Origin of the sequence: Streptomyces sp. NPDC058257 (assembly GCF_042881845.1) — a bacterium.
Lineage (GTDB): Bacteria > Actinomycetota > Actinomycetes > Streptomycetales > Streptomycetaceae > Streptomyces.
This window is the reverse complement of the sequence record NZ_JBHVXJ010000001.1, coordinates 159,800-180,954: the sequence shown is the minus strand read 5'-3', so window position 1 is coordinate 180,954 and position 21,155 is coordinate 159,800. Positions and strand designations below refer to the sequence as shown.

General features: G+C 70.6%; 18 protein-coding genes and 3 pseudogenes. 11 read left to right on the top strand and 10 right to left on the bottom strand.

Translation table 11 applies throughout. The features are described from left to right. Positions 1–41 precede the first annotated feature (41 nt). Positions 42–779, bottom strand: a pseudogene (locus ACFVXC_RS00765) (glycosyltransferase family 2 protein); the annotation flags it as partial. Positions 780–903: 124 nt separating this feature from the next. Here ACFVXC_RS00765 and ACFVXC_RS00760 point away from each other — a divergent pair. Both ACFVXC_RS00760 and ACFVXC_RS00755 read left to right on the top strand, forming a co-directional pair. Continuing rightward, positions 904–1,704: a response regulator transcription factor gene (locus ACFVXC_RS00760; RefSeq protein WP_389900262.1), complete on the top strand. Its 801-nt coding sequence runs from the start codon at positions 904–906 to the stop codon at positions 1,702–1,704. A gap of 5 nt (positions 1,705–1,709) precedes the next feature. Further along, on the top strand, positions 1,710–2,822 hold the full coding sequence (locus ACFVXC_RS00755) for a sensor histidine kinase (protein WP_389900261.1): 1,113 nt from the start codon (positions 1,710–1,712) through the stop codon (positions 2,820–2,822). 32 nt (positions 2,823–2,854) lie between these two features. Here the strand turns inward: ACFVXC_RS00755 and ACFVXC_RS00750 are convergent, their stop codons facing one another. The 4 genes from ACFVXC_RS00750 to ACFVXC_RS00735 all read right to left on the bottom strand — a co-directional run bounded on the left by ACFVXC_RS00750 (position 2,855) and on the right by ACFVXC_RS00735 (position 8,171). After that, positions 2,855–3,904 carry an NAD-dependent epimerase/dehydratase family protein gene (locus ACFVXC_RS00750; protein WP_389900260.1) on the bottom strand — a complete coding sequence of 350 codons (1,050 nt, stop codon included), beginning with the start codon at positions 3,902–3,904 and terminating at the stop codon, positions 2,855–2,857. Positions 3,905–4,022: 118 nt separating this feature from the next. After that, positions 4,023–5,417, bottom strand: a complete 1,395-nt coding sequence (locus tag ACFVXC_RS00745; protein ID WP_389900259.1) for a carboxyl transferase domain-containing protein — start codon at positions 5,415–5,417, stop codon at positions 4,023–4,025. Then, on the bottom strand, positions 5,410–6,861 hold the full coding sequence (locus ACFVXC_RS00740; RefSeq protein WP_389900258.1) for an acyl-CoA synthetase: 1,452 nt from the start codon (positions 6,859–6,861) through the stop codon (positions 5,410–5,412). Before ACFVXC_RS00740 ends, ACFVXC_RS00745 begins: the two co-directional genes overlap by 8 nt. 56 nt (positions 6,862–6,917) lie before the next feature. Next, positions 6,918–8,171 carry an SLC13 family permease gene (locus ACFVXC_RS00735; protein ID WP_389900257.1) on the bottom strand — a complete coding sequence of 418 codons (1,254 nt, stop codon included), beginning with the start codon at positions 8,169–8,171 and terminating at the stop codon, positions 6,918–6,920. 223 nt (positions 8,172–8,394) lie between these two features. On the opposite strand from ACFVXC_RS00735, the gene ACFVXC_RS00730 reads away from it, so the two are divergent. From ACFVXC_RS00730 to ACFVXC_RS00720, 3 genes are all read left to right on the top strand, one after another. Next, complete coding sequence (locus ACFVXC_RS00730; RefSeq protein WP_389900256.1) at positions 8,395–9,111, top strand: FadR/GntR family transcriptional regulator; 717 nt, start codon at positions 8,395–8,397, stop codon at positions 9,109–9,111. 93 nt (positions 9,112–9,204) lie between these two features. Continuing rightward, entirely contained in the window at positions 9,205–9,894 is a 690-nt protein-coding gene (locus tag ACFVXC_RS00725; RefSeq protein ID WP_389900255.1) for an esterase/lipase family protein, read from the top strand. A gap of 116 nt (positions 9,895–10,010) precedes the next feature. Then, positions 10,011–11,339 carry a YhgE/Pip domain-containing protein gene (locus ACFVXC_RS00720; RefSeq protein WP_389900254.1) on the top strand — a complete coding sequence of 443 codons (1,329 nt, stop codon included), beginning with the start codon at positions 10,011–10,013 and terminating at the stop codon, positions 11,337–11,339. 7 nt (positions 11,340–11,346) lie between these two features. Here the strand turns inward: ACFVXC_RS00720 and ACFVXC_RS00715 are convergent, their stop codons facing one another. The 4 genes and pseudogenes from ACFVXC_RS00715 to ACFVXC_RS00700 all read right to left on the bottom strand — a co-directional run. Then, positions 11,347–12,411, bottom strand: coding sequence for a YncE family protein (locus ACFVXC_RS00715; protein ID WP_389900253.1), 1,065 nt, complete (start codon positions 12,409–12,411; stop codon positions 11,347–11,349). A gap of 120 nt (positions 12,412–12,531) precedes the next feature. Beyond that, positions 12,532–13,068, bottom strand: coding sequence for an NUDIX hydrolase family protein (locus ACFVXC_RS00710; RefSeq protein ID WP_389900252.1), 537 nt, complete (start codon positions 13,066–13,068; stop codon positions 12,532–12,534). Between the two features lie 15 nt (positions 13,069–13,083). After that, positions 13,084–13,475, bottom strand: a pseudogene (locus ACFVXC_RS00705) (iron-siderophore ABC transporter substrate-binding protein); the annotation flags it as partial. Positions 13,476–13,702: 227 nt separating this feature from the next. Then, positions 13,703–14,131, bottom strand: a pseudogene (locus tag ACFVXC_RS00700) (ATP-binding cassette domain-containing protein); the annotation flags it as partial. A 191-nt stretch (positions 14,132–14,322) separates the two neighbouring features. Between ACFVXC_RS00700 and ACFVXC_RS00695 the strand changes: the two are divergent. From ACFVXC_RS00695 to ACFVXC_RS00680, 4 genes are all read left to right on the top strand, one after another. After that, positions 14,323–14,865: an FABP family protein gene (locus ACFVXC_RS00695; RefSeq protein WP_389900251.1), complete on the top strand. Its 543-nt coding sequence runs from the start codon at positions 14,323–14,325 to the stop codon at positions 14,863–14,865. 181 nt (positions 14,866–15,046) lie between these two features. Next, positions 15,047–15,562, top strand: coding sequence for a lytic polysaccharide monooxygenase auxiliary activity family 9 protein (locus tag ACFVXC_RS00690; protein WP_389900250.1), 516 nt, complete (start codon positions 15,047–15,049; stop codon positions 15,560–15,562). A 90-nt stretch (positions 15,563–15,652) separates the two neighbouring features. Beyond that, positions 15,653–16,732, top strand: coding sequence for a dihydrodipicolinate reductase (locus tag ACFVXC_RS00685; RefSeq protein ID WP_389900249.1), 1,080 nt, complete (start codon positions 15,653–15,655; stop codon positions 16,730–16,732). Between the two features lie 14 nt (positions 16,733–16,746). Beyond that, complete coding sequence (locus ACFVXC_RS00680) at positions 16,747–17,226, top strand: carboxymuconolactone decarboxylase family protein (RefSeq protein WP_389901511.1); 480 nt, start codon at positions 16,747–16,749, stop codon at positions 17,224–17,226. Positions 17,227–17,250: 24 nt separating this feature from the next. Here ACFVXC_RS00680 and ACFVXC_RS00675 read toward each other — a convergent pair whose 3' ends face one another. Next, complete coding sequence (locus ACFVXC_RS00675) at positions 17,251–18,906, bottom strand: GMC oxidoreductase (RefSeq protein ID WP_389900248.1); 1,656 nt, start codon at positions 18,904–18,906, stop codon at positions 17,251–17,253. Between the two features lie 283 nt (positions 18,907–19,189). On the opposite strand from ACFVXC_RS00675, the gene ACFVXC_RS00670 reads away from it, so the two are divergent. Together ACFVXC_RS00670 and ACFVXC_RS00665 are read left to right on the top strand one after the other, a co-directional pair. Then, the gene (locus ACFVXC_RS00670; RefSeq protein WP_389900247.1) at positions 19,190–19,852 is read left to right on the top strand and encodes a winged helix-turn-helix domain-containing protein; all 663 of its coding nucleotides are present in this window, start codon (positions 19,190–19,192) and stop codon (positions 19,850–19,852) included. Beyond that, on the top strand, positions 19,849–21,111 hold the full coding sequence (locus ACFVXC_RS00665) for an MFS transporter (protein WP_389900246.1): 1,263 nt from the start codon (positions 19,849–19,851) through the stop codon (positions 21,109–21,111). The genes ACFVXC_RS00670 and ACFVXC_RS00665 overlap by 4 nt, the downstream gene beginning before the upstream one ends. Positions 21,112–21,155: the final 44 nt, after the last annotated feature.

Genomic DNA, 21,155 nt, shown 5'->3' with positions numbered 1-21,155 from the left:
CCGAGACTGACAGGTTCGACGGGACCGTCAGGGGCGACGCGGCTGTCAGGAACCGCCCATGGTGGTTCCGCGAGCACGGCCCGCATGTCGCGCACCGCGTGCCACGTCCCGAGCCACGTCCCCGTGACCTTCGACTTCCCGGCGCGCGGCAGATACGGCACGTCCCGCTCCTCGATCCGCCAGCCGGCGTCGGCCGCCCGCACGACCATCTGCAGCGGGTAGCCGCTGCGCCGGTCGGTCAGGCCCAGCCCGAGCAGCCCCTCGCGCCGCGCCGCCCGCATCGGGCCCAGATCGTGCAGGCGTACGCCGGTACGCCGCCGCAGCATCCGGGTGAGCGCCAGGTTGCCCGCGCGGGCGTGCGGCGGCCAGGCGCCGCGTCCCTGGGGGCGGCGCCGTCCGACGACCAGATCCGCCTCGCCGTCCATCACCCTGCGTACGAACGTCCGCAGCAGCCCCGGATCGAGGGAGGCGTCGCAGTCGCAGAAGCACACGATGTCCGCGTCGGACGCGGTGAGGCCCGCGTGGCAGGCGGCCCCGAAGCCGCGCCGCCGCTCGTGCACGACGGTGGCGCCCAGGGCGCGGGCGATGTCCGGCGAACCATCGGTGGAGCCGTTGTCGACGACGACGGCCCGCCACTCGTCGGGGACGCGTTCCAGGACCCAGGGCAGTGCGGCGGCCTCGTCGAGACAGGGCAGGACGACATCGACCCGCACGGCACGCGGGTCATGCGCGCCGGGCACGTCGTGCGCCCCGGGTTCTGCGGAGGAGAAGGGGGTCATGTGACTCACCCTATGAATCCGAACCGGACATAGTGGACTTGAGGTTCTTACGAAACAGGGACGTCGGCAACCGGGAGCACGCCTGACCGGCCGGTCTTGGCGCGGCAGGTGCGACGCTGGCGGTATGCAGCCACCACCGCAGGACCGCGCTCCCACCGGGGCCGCCGCACCCGGCGCACCCACGCCCCGGGTGCTCGTCGTCGACGACGATCCGACCGTCGCCGAGGTCGTCGCGGGCTACCTGGAGCGCGGCGGCTACCGGGTCGACCGGGCCGGGGACGGCCCCGGCGCCCTGGAGCGCGCCGGGGCGTTCCGGCCCGATCTGGTCGTCCTCGATCTGATGCTGCCCGGCATGGACGGTCTTGAGGTGTGCCGCCGTCTGCGCGCCACGGGCCCGGTGCCCGTCATCATGCTCACCGCCCGCGGCGACGAGGACGACCGGATCCTGGGACTGGAGATAGGGGCCGACGACTACGTCACCAAGCCGTTCAGCCCGCGCGAACTGGTCCTGCGGGTGGAATCGGTGCTGCGCCGCAGCCGCGCGGCCCGCGCTCCCGAGGCCGTCGCCACGCTGCGGGCCGCGGGCCTGTGGGTGGACCCGGCGGCGCGCCGCGCGACGAAGGAGGGAGTCGAACTGGCCCTCACTCTGCGCGAGTTCGACCTCCTCGCCTTCCTCCTTCGCCACCCGGGGCAGGCGTTCGGGCGGGAGGAGCTGATGCGGGAAGTGTGGGGCTGGGAGTTCGGCGACCTGTCCACGGTCACCGTCCATATCCGCAGGCTCCGCGGCAAGGTCGAGGATGACCCGGCGAGGCCGCGGCTGATCCAGACGGTGTGGGGTCTGGGGTACCGCCTCGACGTGCCACCCCGCGACGTGCCACCCCGCGACGTATCACCCCTCGACGTGTCCCCCCGAGCGGAAGGCTGACCCTCATGCGGGACATCCTGGTCATCGCCCTCTTCGCCTTTCTGGGCGCCGCGAGCGCGGGGCTGCTCGGCGCCCTGACGCTGCGCCTCCTTCGGCACCGCTCCCTCGTGGTGTCCATGACCGTCGTGGCCGCCGTCGCGGTGCTCGCCATGCTGGCGGGGACGCTCGCGGTGGCCTGGGAGATGTTCCTGTCGCCGCACGACCTGACCGTGGTCACCATCGTCGTGGCGATGGCCGCCGTGGTCTCGCTCGCCACCGCGCTGCTGCTCGGCCGCTGGGTGGTCGCCCGCAGCAACGCCCTGACCCTGGCGGCCCGTTCCTTCGGTGACGGCGGCAGCTTCGCCGCGCCGCCCGAGCCCGTGAGCGCCGAACTGGCCGCACTGACGAGGGAGTTGCAGTCGACCAGCGCCAAGCTCGCCGAGTCGCGAGAGCGCGAGCGGGCCCTTGAGCGCTCACGGCGCGAACTGGTCGCCTGGATCTCGCACGACCTGCGCACCCCGCTCGCCGGGCTGCGGGCCATGTCCGAGGCGCTCGAGGACGGCGTGGCGGCCGACCCGGACCGCTATCTGCGCCAGATCCGCACCGAGGTCGAACGCCTGAACTCCATGGTCGGAGACCTCTTCGAACTCTCCCGCATCCACGCGGGCGCGCTGGCTCTGTCGACGTCACGCATCTCCGTCTACGACCTGGTGGGCGACGCGCTCGCGGGCGTCGATCCCCTCGCCCGCGAGCACCGGGTGCGTCTCGTCGGCGACAGCGTCGAGGCCGTCCCTGTCGAGGTCGACAGCAAGGAGATGAGCCGCGTCCTCGGCAATCTCCTGATCAACGCGATCCGCCGTACACCGGCCGACGGAACCGTCGCGGTGGCCGCGGAGCGCTCCCCGGACGGCGTCGTCCTGTCCGTGACCGACGGCTGCGGCGGCATCCCCGAGGAGGATCTGTCCCGCGTCTTCGACACCGGCTGGCGCGGCAGTCAGTCCCGCACACCCCCGGCGGGCGCGGGCCTGGGCCTCGCGATCGTGCGCGGCATCGTCGAGGCCCACCAAGGCCGGGCGGCCGTGCGCAATGTGGCGGGCGGCTGCTGTTTCGAGGTGACGCTGCCGACGGCACGGGGGTAGCCCCGGCATCCCTCGCGAAGCCTTCGACGGGGCTACCCCCGCAGCGGCGCCTTCGCGAAGGAAGCCATCCCCTCGGCGAAGCCCACCTCGGCCCGCCACCCGAGCTCCGCCCGCAGCCGCCCCGAGTCCGCCGTGACATGCCGTACGTCCCCGAGCCGGTACTCACCCGTCACCGCCGGGTCCGGACCGCCGAACGCCCGCGCGAGCTCACCGGCCATCTCCCCGATGGTGCGCGGCTCACCGCTGCCGGTGTTGTACGCCGTGAACGCCCCCGCCTCCCGCTCGCGCACCGCCTCAAGCGCCATCGCGTTGGCCGCCGCCACATCGCGCACGTGCACGAAGTCCCGCCGCTGGCGGCCGTCCTCGAAGACCTGGGGTGCCTCGCCGCGCTCGAGCGAGGAACGGAAGAACGAGGCCACACCGGCGTAGGGGGTGTCTCGGGGCATGCCGAGGCCGTACACGTTGTGGTAGCGCAACGACACCGCACGGCCACCGCTCGCCCGCGCCCACGCGGCGGCCAGATGCTCCTGCGCCAGCTTGGTCGACGCGTACACATTGCGCGGGTCGGCGGGCGCGTCCTCGCCCACCAGACCAGGGGTCAACTCGGCACCGCAGTCCGGGCAGAGCGGCTCGAAGTGCCCGGCGTCCAGATCGGCCGCCGCGCGCGGACCCGGGCGGACGACGCCGTGCCGGGCGCACTCGTACCGCCCCTCCCCATAGACCACCATCGACCCGGCGAGCACCAGATCCCGCACCCCGCCCGCGGCCATCTCGGCGAGCAGGACGGCCGTACCCAGGTCGTTGCAGCCGACGTACTCCGGGGCGTCCGCGAAGTCCTTGCCGAGCCCCACCATCGCCGCCTGATGACAGACCGCGTCGACCCCGCGCAGCGCGTCCCGCACCGCGTCCCGGTCCCGGACATCGGCGACGGTCCACCGCTGCCCTTCGTGCGGCCGAGGGGGTTCGCGATGGGCGGAGGGCAGCAGTGCGTCGAACACCGCCACCTCGTGTCCGCGCTCCGAGAGGGCTTCGACCACGTGCGATCCGATGAACCCGGCGCCGCCGGTGACAAGTACGCGCATGCCGCCCACGCTAGGCGCGCGGAGCCGGGCTGACGATCACCGACGGGGCTCCGTCACCGGTCCGTAAGACATTAAGCGCCCCCGAACTCCCCGAGAGGTGTCCGCGTCGCACGGCCGCTCAGGTCGTCGAGGATGAGGGCGCCGGGCCTTGAACGCCTCTGGCCAGGCCGAGTCCGACCAGGTCCTGTGGGCGCAGGCGCAGTTGCTCCGCCGTCGACCGGATCTCCTCGTCCGCCCGTTTGAGGATCGCGGCGGCAGGCTCCGGGGCGATCACCGAGAAGTAACTGTCCGGCGTCGCCCAGAGGTTGTCCGGCGCCGAGAGGGCGAGTGCGCCGCCGGAGCCGCCCTCGCCGATGACCAGTGAGGTGACCGGTACCGACGCGGTGGCGATGGCGGCGAACAGATCGGCGATCGCCGCGCCCGCGCCCGCCCGTTCGGCCTCCGCCCCGTTCGCGGCCCCCGGGGTGTCGACGAGCGTGAGCACAGGAATGCCGAGCCGCCCCGCGAGCCGGACGAGCCGGGCGGCGGTGCGGTACCCGGCGGGTGTCGTCGCCGTCCCGCACTGTGCCGCGTAGGCGACGGTCCGCCCCTCGCGCGACCCGAAGCCGCAGAGCATGCCAGGGTCCGTGCCCCCGCACCGGTCGCCGCGCAGGGGCGCGCGGTCGGTGAAGTAGGCGTCCAAGTAGGCGGCGGCGCGCCGGCGTTCGGGGGCGCGGGCGCGGCTCACCGCCTCCCAGCCGGTAGCGGGCGGATCGGTGCGGCCGAGTGCGTCGGGGGGTTCGGCCCTGTCCGGAGTCGGAGCGCACAGCAGCCTGAGGCGCAGGGACAGCGCTTCGCGCAGTTCTTCAGGGCGTACGACCTCGTCGATCGCGCCGGCCGCCACTTGGGACTCGGCGGTGTACGCCGTGGGATCCGTGTCCGCCGGGCGCACCCGGGACCCGGCGAAGCCGACCTGGCTGCCGGGCAGGGCCAGGATCAGGTCGGCACCCGCCCCCAGGGTGGCCCAACCGCCGCCGGTGGTCGGATCGCGCAGGACCGCGATCCGTGGAAGGCCCGCCGCGCCGGTGAGCGCGGACTGCCGGGCCACGCGCTGCAGTTGGACCAGGGCGCGCATGCCCTCCTGCATACGGCTGCCCCCCGTCGCGATCAGCGAGACGACGGGCAGCCGGTGGGCCCGGGCGTGACGGTGTGCGGCCTCAAGGCGGTCGCCCGTGCGCTCACCGAGGGAGCCGCCCAGAAAGCCGAACTCGAAGGAGATGATCACCGCACGGGTGCCGCCCACGGTAGCGGCGCCGCAGACCACCGACTCGCGTTCGCCGGTACGTTCCTCGGCGCGGGCGAGGGAGTCGGCGTACCCCTCCCAGCCGATCGGGCCGTCCAGCCCCGGCGTCTCGGTGAACTCGTGTGCAGGTACGGGTAGTTCACGGAAACTGTCCTGGTCGGTCACTGCGGCGATCGCCGCGCGGGCGGTCAGGCGAACGGCCGCCTGACCGCCGGGCGTGGACTCAGCCATGGAGGGACCGTTTCATGATCTTCCCCATGTCGTTGCGGGGCAGCTCCGGTAGATAGCGCACGGTCCGAGGACGCTTGTGCGGGGCGAGCTGGGCGGCCACGTGGTCCGCCAAGTCCTTCTCCGCGGGCGGCTGCTCCGGGTCCGTCGGCACGATCCAGGCGACGATGCGCTCGCCGAGGTCGTCGTCCGGTTCGCCGGTCACGGCGGCCTCGCGCACGCCCGGGTACTCCAGGAGGGCGTTCTCGATCTCGCCCGCGCCGATCTTGTAACCGCCGCTCTTGATGAGGTCGGTGGCCTTGCGGCCGACGATGCGTACGTAGCCGTCGTCGTCGCGCAGCGCCATGTCGCCGGTGCGGAACCAGCCGTCGGCGGTGAAGGCCGCGGCTGTGGCGTCGGGCCGGTTCAGATACTCGGTGAACAGGTTCGGGCCGCGCACCTCGATCTCGCCGACCTCCAGCGGGTCCGAGGTCTCGGCGCCCGACTCGTCCACGAGCCGCAACTCCACACCGCCCAACGGCACTCCGACGGTTCCGGCGCGCGGTTCGCCGTCGGCCCGCACGCTCGTGTTCATCAGGGTCTCCGTCATGCCGTACCGCTCGACCACCCGGCGTCCTGTCGCCGCCGCGATCCGCTCGTGGTCGTGCACGGGCAGCGCGGCGGAGCCGGAGACCAGGAGCCGAGCGCCGGACAGTGCCTTGGCCAGGCCCGGATCGCCGGGCAGCGCCTCCGCGATGCGGTGATACATGGTGGGTACGCCGAACATCATCGTGGCCCCGTCGGTCAGTTCGCGCCGCACCCCCTCGATGGAGAACCGGCCCAGGTGCCGTACCGAACCGCCCCTGCGCAGCGGCCCGAGGATGCCGAGGATCAGACCGTGCACGTGGAACAGCGGAAGTCCGTGCACCAGCACGTCGTCGGACGTCCACTGCCAGGCGTCCTCAAGAGCGTCCAGAGTGGCGGTGAGGGCCCGGCGGGGCAGTACCGCACCCTTGGGCGGCCCCGTGGTGCCCGAGGTGTAGACGACCAGGGCGGGGGATTCGGGGCCGGGCTCGGCGGGCAGTTCCGACGCCGTCGGGCTGCTGGTGAGCGTGATGTCCTCGCGCTCCAACGCCCGTAGCGGCACGGGAAGTTCGTCGCCGGGCGCCGCGAGCACCACCGTCGGGGCGCTGTCCGCCACGATGTGCCCCAGCTCGCGCTCGCCGGTCTTCGGGTTCAGCGGCACCACGGGTACACCGGCGAGCAGCGCGGCCACCACACCGACGGCGGTTTCGAGCGTCGGTGTCGCCCACAGCGCGACCCGGCGCGCCGAGCCGATGGAGGCGGCGAGCGAACCGGCCGTCGCGGCGAGTTCGGCGTACGTCAGCGAGCGCTCGCCGAAACGCAGGGCGGGCAGGTCGGGGCCCGCGACGAGGGTCGGGAAGAGGGGCGGATGGGCAGAACTCACGCTGCGTATCTCCTTGGTTGTCGTCGATGGTCCTTCGAGGGCCATGGAGGTTCGTCCTACCCGAATCCTGGCACCACCAGGGCGAGCCACACCGCGGCGGGTACGACGGCCACCACGATCCCGCCGTACACCATCAGCTGCCGGAAGAAGCGTTCCCGGTCGACGTCCGGGGCGGCGGCGAGCACCAGCGCGCCGTTGGTCGAGAAGGGGCTGACGTCCACGACGGTGGCGGAGACGGCGAGCGCCGCGATCATGCCGACCGCGCCGATCTCGCCCTGGGCCAGGAACGGCACGGCGAGCGGGATCAGCGCGCCCATGATCCCGACGGATGAGGCGAACGCGGAGACGATCGCGCCGATGTAGCAGAGCAGCAGGGCGGCCAGGAGCGGGACGCCGATGTCGGAGACGCCCTCGCCGGCCCAGTCGATGGTGCCCATCTCCTCCAGTACGCCGACGTAGGTCAGGACACCGCAGATCAGGAGCACGCTCGACCAGGCGATCTCGCCGACGGCCTTGCGGCTGGACTCGGGCCAGAACGCGCTCAGGATCACGGCCAGGGTGATGGCGCTCAGACCGGCGTCGAGGTCGAAGCCGAGTACGGCGACGACGAGGGCGACCAGTGCGGCGAGGGTGGCGATCTTGGCCGGATCGAGCCCTGAACCGGCCTCCCGCGCGGCCGGCTTGGACTCCTCGCCCGTGTCGCGGCCGCCCAGTTTCAGCCCGCCGAAGAGGACGAAGACGACCCCGGCGATGAGGAGATTGACGACGAGTGAGGCGAGGAAGAGCGCGATCTCGTTGCCCGGCAGGTTCTCGCGCTCCACGATGCCGTTGACGATGGAGCCGTAGATGCTGATGGGCGAGAAGCCGCCGCCCTGGGCCCCGTGCACCACCATGGCGCCCATCAGGAGAGGACTGATGCCGTACTGGGCGGCGAAGCTCAGGGCGATCGGCGCGACGATCGCCACGGCCGCCGGACTGACGGCGCCGATCGCTGTGAGCGCGCCGGTGATCACGAACATCACCCAGGGGATCAGCGCGATCCGCCCCCGCACCAGGCGGATGGACGCGTGCACCAGCCAGTCCGTGGTGCCGTTGGCGCGGGCGATCGCGAACAGATAGGTCACGCCGACCAGGACGACGAAGAGATCGCCGGGGAAACCGGCGAAGATGCCGTCCGCGTCGAGATCGGCGGCCAGCTCGCCGACCGCGAAGGCGGCGGCGAAGGCGAGCGCGCCCATGTTGATGGAGCGGGTGGTGGCGATCACGAAGACCACCACGAGTACGAGGATGGAGATGAGTTCGGCGGACATCGTGGGCTCCCGTCCCTGGGGCCTTCCCTCAGTGGCCAAGTGGCTGAGCCAATTCGGCCGTTGGCGGAACTCAGCGTCGGGGTATCGGTTTCGGCCGTCAAGAGATCGGACACAAATTGGCTCAGCCAATTGGCCACTCGTCCACTGGGTCGGCCCCTGTTAGGCTGCGAATCCATCGGCAGGGGACCGAAATTCGGCATGGGGGCCGAAATGGGGGGTTGGGATGTCTGACGCGCTGCGCCCCATGGGCAGGACGAGGCTGTATGAGCAGGTGCTCGACCGGCTCCGTGCCTACGTCGGCGAAGGCGGCCTGCGCTCCGGCGACCGGCTGCCTCCCGAGCGCGAACTGGCCCAGCGCCTCGGTGTCTCCCGCGCCTCCGTCAAGCAGGCCATCGTCGTACTCGAAGTGCAGGGTCTGGTCGAGGTGCGGCACGGCGGCGGCACCTATCTGGTCAAGGACAGCCTGGACGCCGAGCCCGTCGAGCGGCTCGTGGAGCGCAAGCGGCGGCTGCCCGACGTTCTCGAGGCACGCGAGGCCCTGGAGACCAAGCTCGCCGAACTGGCAGCCGAGCGGCGTACGGACGAGGACCTGCGGGCGATGCGGGGCGCCCTCGACACGATGGCGCGGGAGATCGAGGCGGGCGAGCGCGGAGTCGAAGGCGACCGGCTCTTTCACGCCGCGGTGACCGGGGCCGCGCACAGCGCGCTGCTCGCCGAGTTCATGAACTCCATCGCCGAGCAGATCGCCGAGAGCCGTAACGAGTCGCTGCGCCAGGTGCGGCGGCCCGCCCGTTCCCTCGCCCAGCACCACGTGATCCTCGACGCCATCGAGGCCGGCCGGGGCCGGGCGGCGGCGGCCGCGATGCGCAGGCATGTCCGGACGGTCGCGAAGGTGCGGCTCCTCGACTGGAACCCGGACGCCGAGGCGGGCGAGGCGTAATACCCGCGGTAACTTCCCTACCGCACAGGGATGTTCATTCGTCGTCGCAGACCCCACCATTCTCGGCACGTCCGCCTGACCGAGGGGAAACCTGTGCTGCGCCGATCTTCCGTACCGTTGACCATCGCGGCCGTCGCCGCCCTGCTGACGCCACTGACCACGGCCCGCGCGGACGAGGCCCCGACGGCCGCCCGCACTCCGGTGATCTTCGTCCATGGCTACAACGCCGACCCGGGTGTGTGGGGCTCCCTGCGCGAGGACTTCAAGGCGTCCGGGTACACGGACGCCGAGTTGTTCTCCTGGGGGTACGACACCAGCCAGTCGGTGAACGAGGTGCTCTCCGGCCGGTTCGCCGCGTACGTCGAGCAGGTGCGCGCGCAGTCCGGCGCCGCCAAGGTGGACATCGTCGCCCACTCCTTCGGCAGCCTTGTCACCCGCTGGTACGTCAAGCACGGCGGCGGCACCGGGACGGTCGCCCACTGGGCCTCCCTCGCGGGACCCAACCACGGCACCGCCACGGCCTGGGCCTGCGCCGCCTGGTCGCAGGCCTGTCGTGACATGACACCGGGTTCGTACGTACAGGACGGGCTCGCGGAGGGCGACGAGACACCGGGAGACGTCGCCTACGCGACCTGGTGGTCCCGCTGTGACGAGGTCATCAACCCGGACGACAGCGTGCTCCTCGATGGGGCGACGAACAACGCGGCGGGGTGCCTGAAGCACAACGATCTGCTGGGGGACGACGGGGTGTCACAGGGGGTGCGGGACTTCGTCAGCGACTAGCGGGAAGGGAGCCGGAATCGGCGGAGGAGACGGAAACAGGCCGCATTTGCCTGTTCCTCCGCTCCTGAACGTGTTGTTCGCGCCGGGCGTCGCACGCGGCCCCGAAGCTGGGCACCATGGATGACGACAACGCTCCCCGTCACGACGCTCCCCGTCACACCGGCACCGGGGCCCGCGCCTCCGTGCTCCTGCGCCGCCCCAAGCTGTGGCTGGTGCCCACCGTGCTGACCGGGCTGCTCGCCCTGCTGCTCTCCCTGCTCTACATGGGCGGCATCATCAGTCCGAACCGTGACCTGCGCGACCTGCCCCTCGCCATCGTCAACGCGGACCAGGGAGAGCCCCCGCCCGGCCAGAAGCAGAACCTGGGAACGCAGGTCGCCAGGACCGTCCTCTCCGGCACATCGACCGGCACGTCGAGCGGCACATCGAGCGACAAGGCCGACTGGCGTGAGCTGACGCGGGCCGAGGCCCGGGACGAGCTGGATTCCGGCAAGATCTACGGCGCCCTGCTCATCCCCGCGAACTTCAGCGACTCGGTCGCCGCGCTCACCACCACGGGCGCGAAGGAGCGGCCGACGATGACGGTCCTCACCAACCCCGGGATGGGCAGCCTCGGTTCCTCACTGGCGAGCAAGATCACCACGGCGGCCGCTCAGCAGTCGTCGCAGGCCATCGGCAAGCAGCTGACGGCAGCGGGCGCGGACAAGAAGGCCGGTGCCACCGCGGGCCTGCTCCTGTCCGATCCCGTCGCCGTCACCACTCAGGTCGGCCACCCCATCGGCGAGAACAGCGGCCTGGGCCTCAGCGCGTTCTACTACACCCTGCTGCTCGTCCTGGCCGGGTTCCTCGGCGCCAACCTCATCGGCATGGGCGTCGACACCGCCCTCGGCTACGCCGACAGCGAGATCGGCCCCTGGCACACCCGTCGCCCGACCGTGCCGATCAGCCGCACCCAGACGCTGCTCCTGAAGATGGCCATGACCGCGGGGATCACGGTGCTGACCACCACCTTGGTCATGCTGGCCACCATCACGATCCTGGGCATGGACGCCACCCATCTGCCGCTGCTGTGGATCTTCTCCTACTGTGCGAGCCTCGCCGTCGGCCTGGGAGTCCAGGCCATCAACGCGGCCTTCGGCGGGATCGGCCAGCTCGTCTCCATGTTCGTGTTCATCGTCCTTGGCCTGCCCTCGTCCGGAGCCACCATCCCGCTGGAGGCGGTCCCCGGCTTCTACCGCTTCCTCGGCATCTTCGAGCCCATGCGCCAGCTCAGCGGCGGCGTCCGCGCCATCCTCTTCTTCGACGCCCGCGCCGACGCCGGACTCGGACGCGCCTGGATCATGATCGCGGTCGGGAGCGTCGTCGCCGTGGCCTTCGGGTTCGCGATGACCCGCTACTACGACCGCAAGGGGCTGCACCGGATGACTCCGCAGCCCTCGCCCTGAACTCGCGTCAGCGGCCGAGACGTACGCGGGTGAGCAGGTCTTCGCCCGCGGGCCCGGATGCCGACTTGTCGACCACGTACGCGTGGCCGTCGGTCACCTGTACGTGGTTGGGGTTCGCGCCGGTGGCCACGGACCTCACGACGGCTCCCTTGCGCGGGTCGACGACCGTGACGGTGGCGGTCGTGCGGTTGACGGCGAGGACGTGGCCCGAACGACGGTCGACGGCGACGGACTTGGTGCCGCCGCCGGTGGCCACGGACCGGGTGACCGCACCCTTGCGCAGGTCGACGACCGTGACGGTGCCCGAGGTCTGGTCGGCGGTGTAGGCGGTACGGCCGTTCTCGGAGAGGGCGATCGAGAGCGGCCCCGCACCGGCCGGGATGAGACGCGGGCTCCCGGCGCGGGGGGAGACCTCGATGATCTGGGCGCCGTGGTAGTCGGCGGCGTACACCGTGCCGGTCCGCTTGTTGAGGGTGAGGCCCGTCGGTCCGGTTCCGGGGACGGTGACGCGCTTCTTCTCCTTGAAGGTGGCGGAGTCGAAAGCGACGAGGGCGCCGTCGGCGAAGGCGCTCGCCCACACCGTGTCGCGCCGCTCGTCGACGACTATCTCGCGGGAGTGGTTCACACCGGGCAGCGTGGCGAGACGCTTGCCGGTGCGTTGGCTGTACACGGCGACGGAGTTGTCGCGGGTGTTCGTCGTCCAGACGGTGTTGTGCTCGTCGTCGACGGCGACTCCGTAGACCGACTCGACGGCGCCGCTGACCGAGTCCGTCAGGGGCGTCCTGTAGGCCTTCTCCACCTTCAGCGTGTCCGGGTCGACTCTCAGCAGCCGGGAGTCGGTGACCGTGGCGGGCGGCTGGCCGACGGAGGACGTGACCCAGAGTGCGTCGTTCCGCTCGGAGTACGCGGACTGGTACAGGCCCTGCCTGACCGGCGCCGTGACGGTGGGCGAGCCGGTCGTCGCCGTGTCGGCGCCCGCGGTGCCGGTCGAGACCAGGACGCTTCCCGCGGCGAGCGACACGGCGATCGCGAGGGAACGGGAACGGCGGGCGCGGCGGGTGGTTGAGCTCATGCTGCGTCGATCTCCTTGGCAGAGGTGCCTCCGGAGAGAGGCACTCGCCGATCAACTTAGCTGAGCCTTACCTAATCCGTCATGCCCTTGATCCCGTCCGGTCAGGGAAGCGGCCGGTGATCAGAAATGGCAACCGGCATGCGCGAGGGCCTGCTTGAGGAGGAGGCCGTGACCGCCCGGCATCTCGTTCTGGACCCCCTCCGACGAGGCCTCCTGCGGACTCAGCCAGACCAGGTCGAGAGCGTCCTGCCGGGGACGGCAGTCACCGGCCACCGGGACGATGTAGGCGAGGGACACCGCGTGCTGACGGGGATCGTGGAACGGAGTGATGCCGTGCGTCGGGAAGTACTCGGCGACGGTGAAGGGCTGGAGGGAGGCCGGGACGCGGGGGAGCGCCACCGGGCCGAGGTCCTTCTCCAGGTGGCGCAGAAGGGCGTCCCGGACCCGCTCGTGGTGCAGGACCCGGCCGGAGACGAGGGAGCGGCTGACCGCTCCGTCCCGCCCCATTCCCAACAGCAGTCCGATGCTGGTGACTTCGCCGCTGTCGTCGACGCGCACCGGCACCGCCTCGACGTACAGGATCGGCATGCGCGCACGGGCGTCCTCGAGCTCGTCGGAGGTCAGCCAGCCGGGCGTGGTTTCGGTCGTGTCAGACATCGGCTGATCATACGTTCACTGGCTCCCGGCGTGCTGCTTCACCTTCGTCGCGGTGTCGCCGTCGACCGCCGACGCCAGTTGCGGAACCAGACGTTCCAGCAGCTACGGCAGGCTCAGCACCGTCACGAAGGAGACGGAGCCGCCGTAGTCGCCGGCCTCCGCGACATAGACCTCGCGGTCCTCCTCGGCCACGTCAAGGCCGGCGTAGAGGGCGTTCTTGTCGAGCTCGGCCCCTCGTCCTTCGCCGGGTCGGAGGCGATCCGCACGATCGCGTCGGTGCCGAGCAGATCGGTGCGCTCCTCGCTGATGTCGGCGCCGAACTCGTCACCGATGACCTCGTCCAGATCGCTCGGCAGAGTGAAGCCGAGACCGGTGAGGACCCGGGAACGGGGGTCCTGGCCGCCGAACCTGTGGCGAGGCGAGCGGGCCTGACGGCGGGTCGACCAGGGGGTCCGGGAGCAGGTCCGGGAGCGGGTCCGGGAGCAGGTCCGGGAGCAGGTCCGGGAGAGCCGGGCATCAGTCGCCGTCGTTCACGGTGGTGGTGTCGGGTCCTGCCTGGCGCGTGGGGGGGCGCGTCGGTCGGGGTACGGGTGCCGGACCACGCCTCCCAGAGAGAGGCGTAGGGCCCGGATCCTTCGCGCAGCTCGTCGTCGGTGGCCTCGGCACGGGCCAGGCGCAGATCGTCCGCGAGCGGCCCGGCGAACACGTGCGTCTCCTGGGTGACCAGAGCCACCGGCAGGCCCTCGCCCCGGTCCCGGGTGCCGCTCAGGTGCACCGAGCCCGAGGGGGGCCGGTGCACCCCCGCGATGAGCTTGGCGAGGGTGGTCTTGCCCGCGCCGCTCGGGCCGGCGAGGGCCACCCGTTCCCCGGCCCGCAGCGTGAGGCCCACGTTCTGCAGGACGGTCCTGCCGGGTATGTAGGCGTGGTCGATGCCGGTCACCGACTGCGCGTCGTCCAGGAGTACGAGTGCGGAGTTGACCGGCGCGAACAGGCTGTGGAAGTAGAGCGCGGCGGCGGTCGCGGTGCCGATGGACACGGAGTCCGCGCGGACGAGGAGCTCCCCTGCCCGAGCCGGGACTTGGGCTCGGTCGAGGGTACGAAATCCGCCAAAGCCGGGTCGGGTGATTAGGTTACCCTGACTTCCCGGCCGTCGTCGGTGAGCGCTCCCGTCGTTGCCGTTTCCCTCCAGGCCAGGCCCCTGCGGGCCCCTAGGCTGCTTCCCGGCACCCACACCTACCCCCTGGAGCGCACACCGTGTTCGACCCCGCACCCGAGTACCCGTACCCCGACGCTCACCGAGCGGACGAGGCGCCGGCGCCGCACGCGCTGCTCGCGCCCGTGCTCGGTCTCCTGGGCACCTGGCGCGGCCGGGGCCGGGGCGAGTACCCCACCATCGAGGCGGACTTCACGTACGCCCAGGAGGTCACCTTCACCCACGACGGCCGCCCCTTTCTGCACTACGAGGCGCGGGCCTGGCTCCTCGACGCGGACGGCGCACCACTGCGGCCGTCCGCCCGGGAAAGCGGCTGGTGGCGGCTGCAGCCCGAAGGCCGCGTGGAGGCGCTGATCACCCAGCCCACCGGCATCGCGGAGATCGCGGTGGGCAGTGCGACCGGCGACACGATCGACCTCTCCACCAGTGAGGTGGCCCGCACGCCCACCGCCAAGGAGGTGCAGGCCACCCGCCGCCGCTACGAACTGACGGACGCGGACACCCTCACCTTCCTCCACGACCTCGCGGCGGTCGGACAGCCGCTGCAGCACCACCTCTCGGCGCGGCTCCACCGCACGGCGTAGACGTACGCGGGGCCACGTACGACAACGCACCGTCTGCCATCCGCTCGCTTGCGCACATGGCCCGAAAGCGGTCTTGACCGAGGCTCGCCAAAGTCTATGGTCTGGACTAATCGGCCATCGTGAACATCTGGCCCCAGCACTTCACGCACACCCCCACCCCAGCGTCGTGAAGGAGTTACGCATGCACAGGAAGCGGAAGTTGGCCGCCGTGATCGGTGCGGGCCTTGCGCCCGTCCTCGCCCTCACCCTGCCGACCGGTTCGGCCAGCGCGCACGGATACGTCAACGCACCGGCCAGTCGGCAGGCGCAGTGCGCGTCGGGCACGGTCTCGTGCGGCGAGATCAAGTGGGAACCCCAGAGCGTCGAGGGCCCCAAGGGCCTGCGCAGCTGCAGCGGCGGCAACTCCAGGTTCGCCGAGCTCAACGACGACAGCAAGGGGTGGAAGGTCAGCGACGTCAGCAGGACGCAGACCTTCACCTGGACGTTCACCGCACGGCACCGCACCGCGAACTACGAGTACTTCGTCGACGGCACGAAGGTCGCGACGATCGACGGCGGCAACCAGCAGCCGCCGGCCACCGTCCAGCACCAGGTCAACCTCGGCAGCGCCACGGGCAGGCACAAGGTGCTTGCGGTCTGGAACATCGGCGACACGTCGAACGCCTTCTACGCGTGCATCGACGTGAACATACGGTAGGAAGCGCGTACTTGACGGAAAACTCCGCGACGGAAATCTCTGCGGTCATGGCCCTATGAAGTGATACGTCCTCTGGTTACCCTCCGCCGCATGATTTCCACGGTTGTCTGGGGTACCGGAAATGTCGGCCGAGCGGCCATCCGTGCCGTCGAGGCCCACCCGGCGCTGAGGCTCACGGCTGTGCTCGTCCACCATCCCGACAAGGTCGGCCGTGACGCGGCCGGCCTTGCCGGGCTCGACGGGCGGTTGGGCGTCGCGGCGACCGACGACATCGACGCGGTCCTTGCCGCGGCACCCCAGGCCGTGGTGTACGCGGCCTCCGGCGACCTGCGCCCCGACGAGGCCCTCGCCGACATCGGCAGGGCGATCCGGGCCGGAGCCGTCGTCGTCACCCCCGCCCTCTACGCGCTCTACGACCAGCGCGGCGCCCCGCCCGAGCTGCGGGACCCGATCCTCGCCGCCATCGCGGACGGCGGCGGATCCCTCTTCGTGTCCGGCGTGGACCCCGGCTGGGGCAACGACGTACTGCCGCTCCTGATCAGCGGGCTCGGCAGCACCGTCGACGCGATCCGCTGCCAGGAGATCTTCGACTACTCCACGTACGAGCAGGAGGATTCCGTACGCCACCTGATCGGCATGGGGCATCCGATGGACTACGAGCCCCTGATGCTCGCCGAGACCATTCCGACCATGGTGTGGGGCGGCCAGATCCGGCTGATGGCCAGGGCGCTCGGTGCCGAACTCGACGACATCCGCGAGACGTTGGAGCGGCGCGCGCTGGACACCTCGGTGAGTACCCGCACGATGGGCGACTTCGAGGCGGGCACCCAGGGCGCGGTGCGGTTCGAGGTGCAGGGCATCGTCGGGGGCGTACCCCGCATCGTCATCGAGCACGTCACCCGCATCCACCCGTCCTGCGCACCGGACTGGCCGACGCCGCCCGACGGAGCCGGAGCGCACCGGGTCATCATCGAGGGCCGCCCGCGCATCGAGGTGACGGTCGAGTCCACCGACGAGGGCGAGAGCCGGTCGGCGGGCGGCAACGCCACCGCGGTCGGCCGTCTGGTCGGCGCCATCGACTGGCTCGTGGACATGGAACCCGGACTCTACGACGCGCTCGACGTCCCGCTGCGCCCCGCGACAGGCAAGCTCGGAAGGAGCAAACAATGAGCTCGATGAACCCGATGCACATAGACATCCCCGAGGGGCAGGAGCCGATCGGGTACGTGTGGGGCGACATGGTCCCCGGTATCGGCATGGCCGCCGCGAACTTCTCGCTCTCGGTGTACGAGCACACGACCCTGGGGCTGCGGGAGTTCGAGGCCGCGCGGCTGCGCATCGCGCAGATCAACGGATGTCTGTTCTGCCTCGACTGGCGCACCGAGCGTGAGGGCCGGAAGGTCGAGGAGGAGTTCGCCGAAGCGGTGACCCAGTGGCGCACCACCGACGCGTTCGACGACCGGACACGTCTTGCCGCCGAGTACGCCGAGCGGTACGCCCTGGATCACCATGGCCTGGACGAGGAGTTCTGGACGCGGATGACCGCGCGCTACAGCCAGCACGAGATCGTGGAACTGAGCATGAGCATCGGTTCCTGGCTGGCGTTCGGCCGGCTCAACCACGTGCTCGGCCTCGATGCGGTGTGTGTACTACCCGGGCACTGACTCCCCGGGTGCCGAGGGGTGCTGTCAGACATCCGTGGCGATGATCTTCTCGATGTTCCGTTCGGCGAGCGCCGTGATGGTGACGAACGGGTTGACGCTCGTGTTGCCGGGGATCAGCGAGCCGTCGATGACGTACAGGCCCGAATAGCCGTGCAGGCGGCCGTAGTTGTCGGTTGCCTTGTTCAGGACCGCGCCGCCGAGCGGATGGTACGTGAGGTGGTCGCCCCAGATCTTGTACGTGCCGAACAGGTCGGTGCGGTAGATCGTCCCCTCCTTCGAGTTGATCTTGTCGAAGATGGTCTTGGCGGCGTCGATGGACGGCTGCTTCCAGGCCGTCTGCCAGTTCAGCTCCGCCTTGCCCGCCGCGGCGTTCCAGGAGAAGGAGGCGCGGTGGGGGTTCTTGGTGATCGACAGGTAGAACGAGGCGTAGGTCTCGATGCCGGTGGGCAGTGGCGCGACCTCGGCGAACGCGCCACCGGCCGCCCAGTTGTCGATGCCGCCCGTGGGGATGGACGACTGGACCTTGCCGGTCGGGTCCCACAGGTGGTTGGCGCGGCCGCACATGACGTTGCCGTTGTCGCCCCAGCCCTTGCCGATCTCCCCGTTCAGCTGGGGGAGCGCGCCGGTGGCTTTCAGTTTGACCAGTAGTTTGCTGGTGCCGACACTGCCGGCCGCGAAGAACACCTTGTCCGCGGTCACGGTCTTGGTGGCGGTGGTGGCGCCACTGGTGTTGAGCTGCTCGATGACGACGGTGTAGCCGCCGCCGGAGGCGGGGGAGACCGTGGTGACCCTGTGCAGCGGGGAGATGGTGACCTTGCCGGTCGCGGTGGCCTTCGCGATGTAGGTCTTCTGGAGCGACTTCTTGCCGTAGTTGTTGCCGTAGAGGATCTCGCCGGCGACCGCCGACTTGGGGACCGTTCCCGCCGCCTCCTGCTTCATGTAGTCCCAGTCGTAGACGCCCGGCACGAAGACGAACGGGAAGCCGGAACGCTGGGCGTGCTTACGGCCGACCCGGGAGTACTGGTAGCAGTCGACGCTGTCGAACCAGGCCGGGTCGATGAGGCTGACGCCGAGACCGGCGTTGGCGCGTGGGTAGTAGGTGGAGTACATCTCGTCGGCGTTGACCGACGGCAGGATGGCGCCGAAGTTCTCGCGCTTGGGCGTGACCGCCATGCCGCCGTTGACCAGGGAGCCGCCCCCGACACCCCGGCCCTGGTAGACGATGATCCCGCCCATCTCCTCGGCGTCGAGGATCCCGGTGTAGCGGGGGATGTCCTTGTCGATCGGGAAGCCGAGGAAGTTGCTCAGGGGCTGTTTGGTCCTGGTGCGCAGCCAGTACGAGCGGCCGTCGGGCGAGGTCGTGTGGGCGAAGATCTTGCCGTCGGAGCCAGGGGTGTCCCAGGCCATGCCCATCTCGACCATCTGGACGTCGACGCCCGCCTGGGCGAGGCGCAGGGCGGCGACGGAGCCGCCGTACCCGGTGCCGATCACCAGGACGGGGACGCGGGCCCCGTCGCCGATGGGTCCGGCAGCGGCGGCGGTCGCGGACTGCGTTCGGGCGGCGGCGGGGATGGCCTGAGCGGAGAGGGTGACGGCGCCCAGAATAGAACCCGTTCCAGTGATGAATCTTCGACGCGTCACGCCCTCTGAGGCGGTAATGCGCGTGGTAGTGCCACTCATGTGACGTTCCTCACTCTCGTAGGAATGGGAACGAGTTCTACTGCTATTGGCTCATTAAGTCACTGCATACCTAGAGGTAACTTCTGTCCGATCTTGTACCACTTCTGATCTTGCGCCCATTGTGTGCCGTCGCCCCTCGGCCGCTGCCGCGCCAGGTCCACATCGAAGTCCGGCTTCGGGTGCCGCGGATCCAGCGTGCTCAGGTGCCGTCCGGGGTCCGTCACTCGGTCCGGGCCTGAGGGGAGACCTTGTAAAGGAGTCTTTCTAAAGATATCTTTACATCATGCCGGAGACCCCTGAGATTTCTGAGACTCCTGAAGCCGTATCCCCGGACGGCACGCCGCCCCGCAGCATCCGCCTCACCGACCCCCGTGCCCTGCGCGCCTATGCCCACCCCACGCGCATGGCCCTGGTCGGCCTGCTGCGGCGGAGCGGCCCGTTCACGGCCACCCGTGCCGCCGAGCTGACCGGAGAGTCCGTGGCCAGTTGCTCGTACCACCTGCGGATGCTCGCGAAGTACGGGCTCGTCGAGGTGGCGCCGGGCGGCCAGGGGCGCGAGAAGCCGTGGCGGGCGACCGCCCGGTACACCGACTGGCCCGGATACAGCGAGGACCCCTCCGTCGCCGAGGCGTCTCACGCGCTGAACACCGCGGTCGCCGAGCGGTACTTCGAGCGCGTCATCCGGGCCAAGGAGCAACGTCACCTCCTGCCGCGCGCCTGGCAGGAGGCGGAGCAGTTCGGCGACACGTTCCTCTACCTCACCCCGGAGGAGCTGACCGGCCTCGGCGAGCGGATGAACGACCTGCTGCGTACGTACGAGGACCGCAACGCCGACCCGTCCCTGCGCCCCGAAGAAGCACGGCGTGTCAGCGTGCTGCGGATCGCCTTCCTGGACCAGGAGATCGCCGAGGGCGTCCTCGACGGCGACGCGGAGGCCGACCGGTGACGGTGGCGGAGCGCATACCCGGCCTTCTGCGTGAGCGGACCTTCCGGCGCTACTGGACCGGGCAGACCATCTCCCTCATCGGTGGCGAGATATCGCTGATCGCCATCCCGCTCGCCGCCGTGCTCGTCCTCGGCGCCGACGCGGCCGAGATGGGCTGGCTCAAGGCGGCCGAACTGCTGCCCGCGCTCCTCCTCAATCTCCCGCTGGGTGCGTGGGCCGACCGGCGGTCCCGGCGGCGGCGCGCCATGATCGCCGCCGACCTGGCCCGCGCGGCGCTGCTCATGACGCTGCCGATCGCGTATCTGCTCGATGCCCTCACGCTCGGGCAGCTCTACGCGACGGCGTTCGCCATCGGCGCGCTGACTGTGCTCTTCGACGCCTGCAACAACACCCTGTTCGTGGCGCTGGTGTCCGCCGAGCGCTATGTGCAGGCCAACTCACTCGTCAGCGGGAGTCGTTCGATGTCCTGGCTGGCGGGACCAGGAGCCGGTGGACTTCTCGTACAGTTCCTCACGGCCCCGTTCGCCCTGCTCGCCGACGCCTTCACCTACCTGGTCTCGGCCCGCTTCCTTTCGCGCATCGAACCGGTCGAGCCCGTGCCGGAGCCCGTCGGCAAGGGACACTTCACGGCGGGGCTCCGATGGGTGGTCAAGGAGCCGTCGATGCGGGCACTGTTCGCCTGGTCCGGGACCATCCAGTTCTTCAACTACATGTTCCACACGCTCTTCGTGCTGTACGTGACGGTCGAACTCGGCCTGGGCGCTGGTGTTCTCGGCGCGATACTGAGTGCCGGTGCCGTCGGCGGCCTTATCGGCGCGGCGTGCAGCGGCAGGATCGTCCGCCGTTTCGGCATCGGGCCCTCGATCCTCTGCGGCTCTGTGGTGTTCACCCTGCCTCTCCTGCTCGTGCCGCTCGCCGACGGCCCGTTGCCGCTGGTCGTCGGCACGCTCTTCGCCGCCGAATTCCTCAGCTGTGCCGGTGTGATGGTCATCGACATCGCCGCCGCTTCACTCCAGATGGTGCTGATCCCCCAGACCATCCGCTCACGGGTCATGGGTGCCTTCCGCACCCTGAACCACGGTTTCCGTCCGCTGGGAGCCCTGCTCGGAGGTTTCCTCGGCGGGGCGATCGGACTGCGCCCGACGCTCTGGATCGGCACGGCCGGAGCGGTCCTCGCGGTGCTGTGGCTCCTGCCGTCGCCGCTGCCGGGCATCCGGGAGCTGCCGGAGACCGCCGAACAGGATGCGGTGCCTGCCTAGTCGGGCCGCCGCGCCACCGCCGCGGCGATCGGCTACCGGCTCAA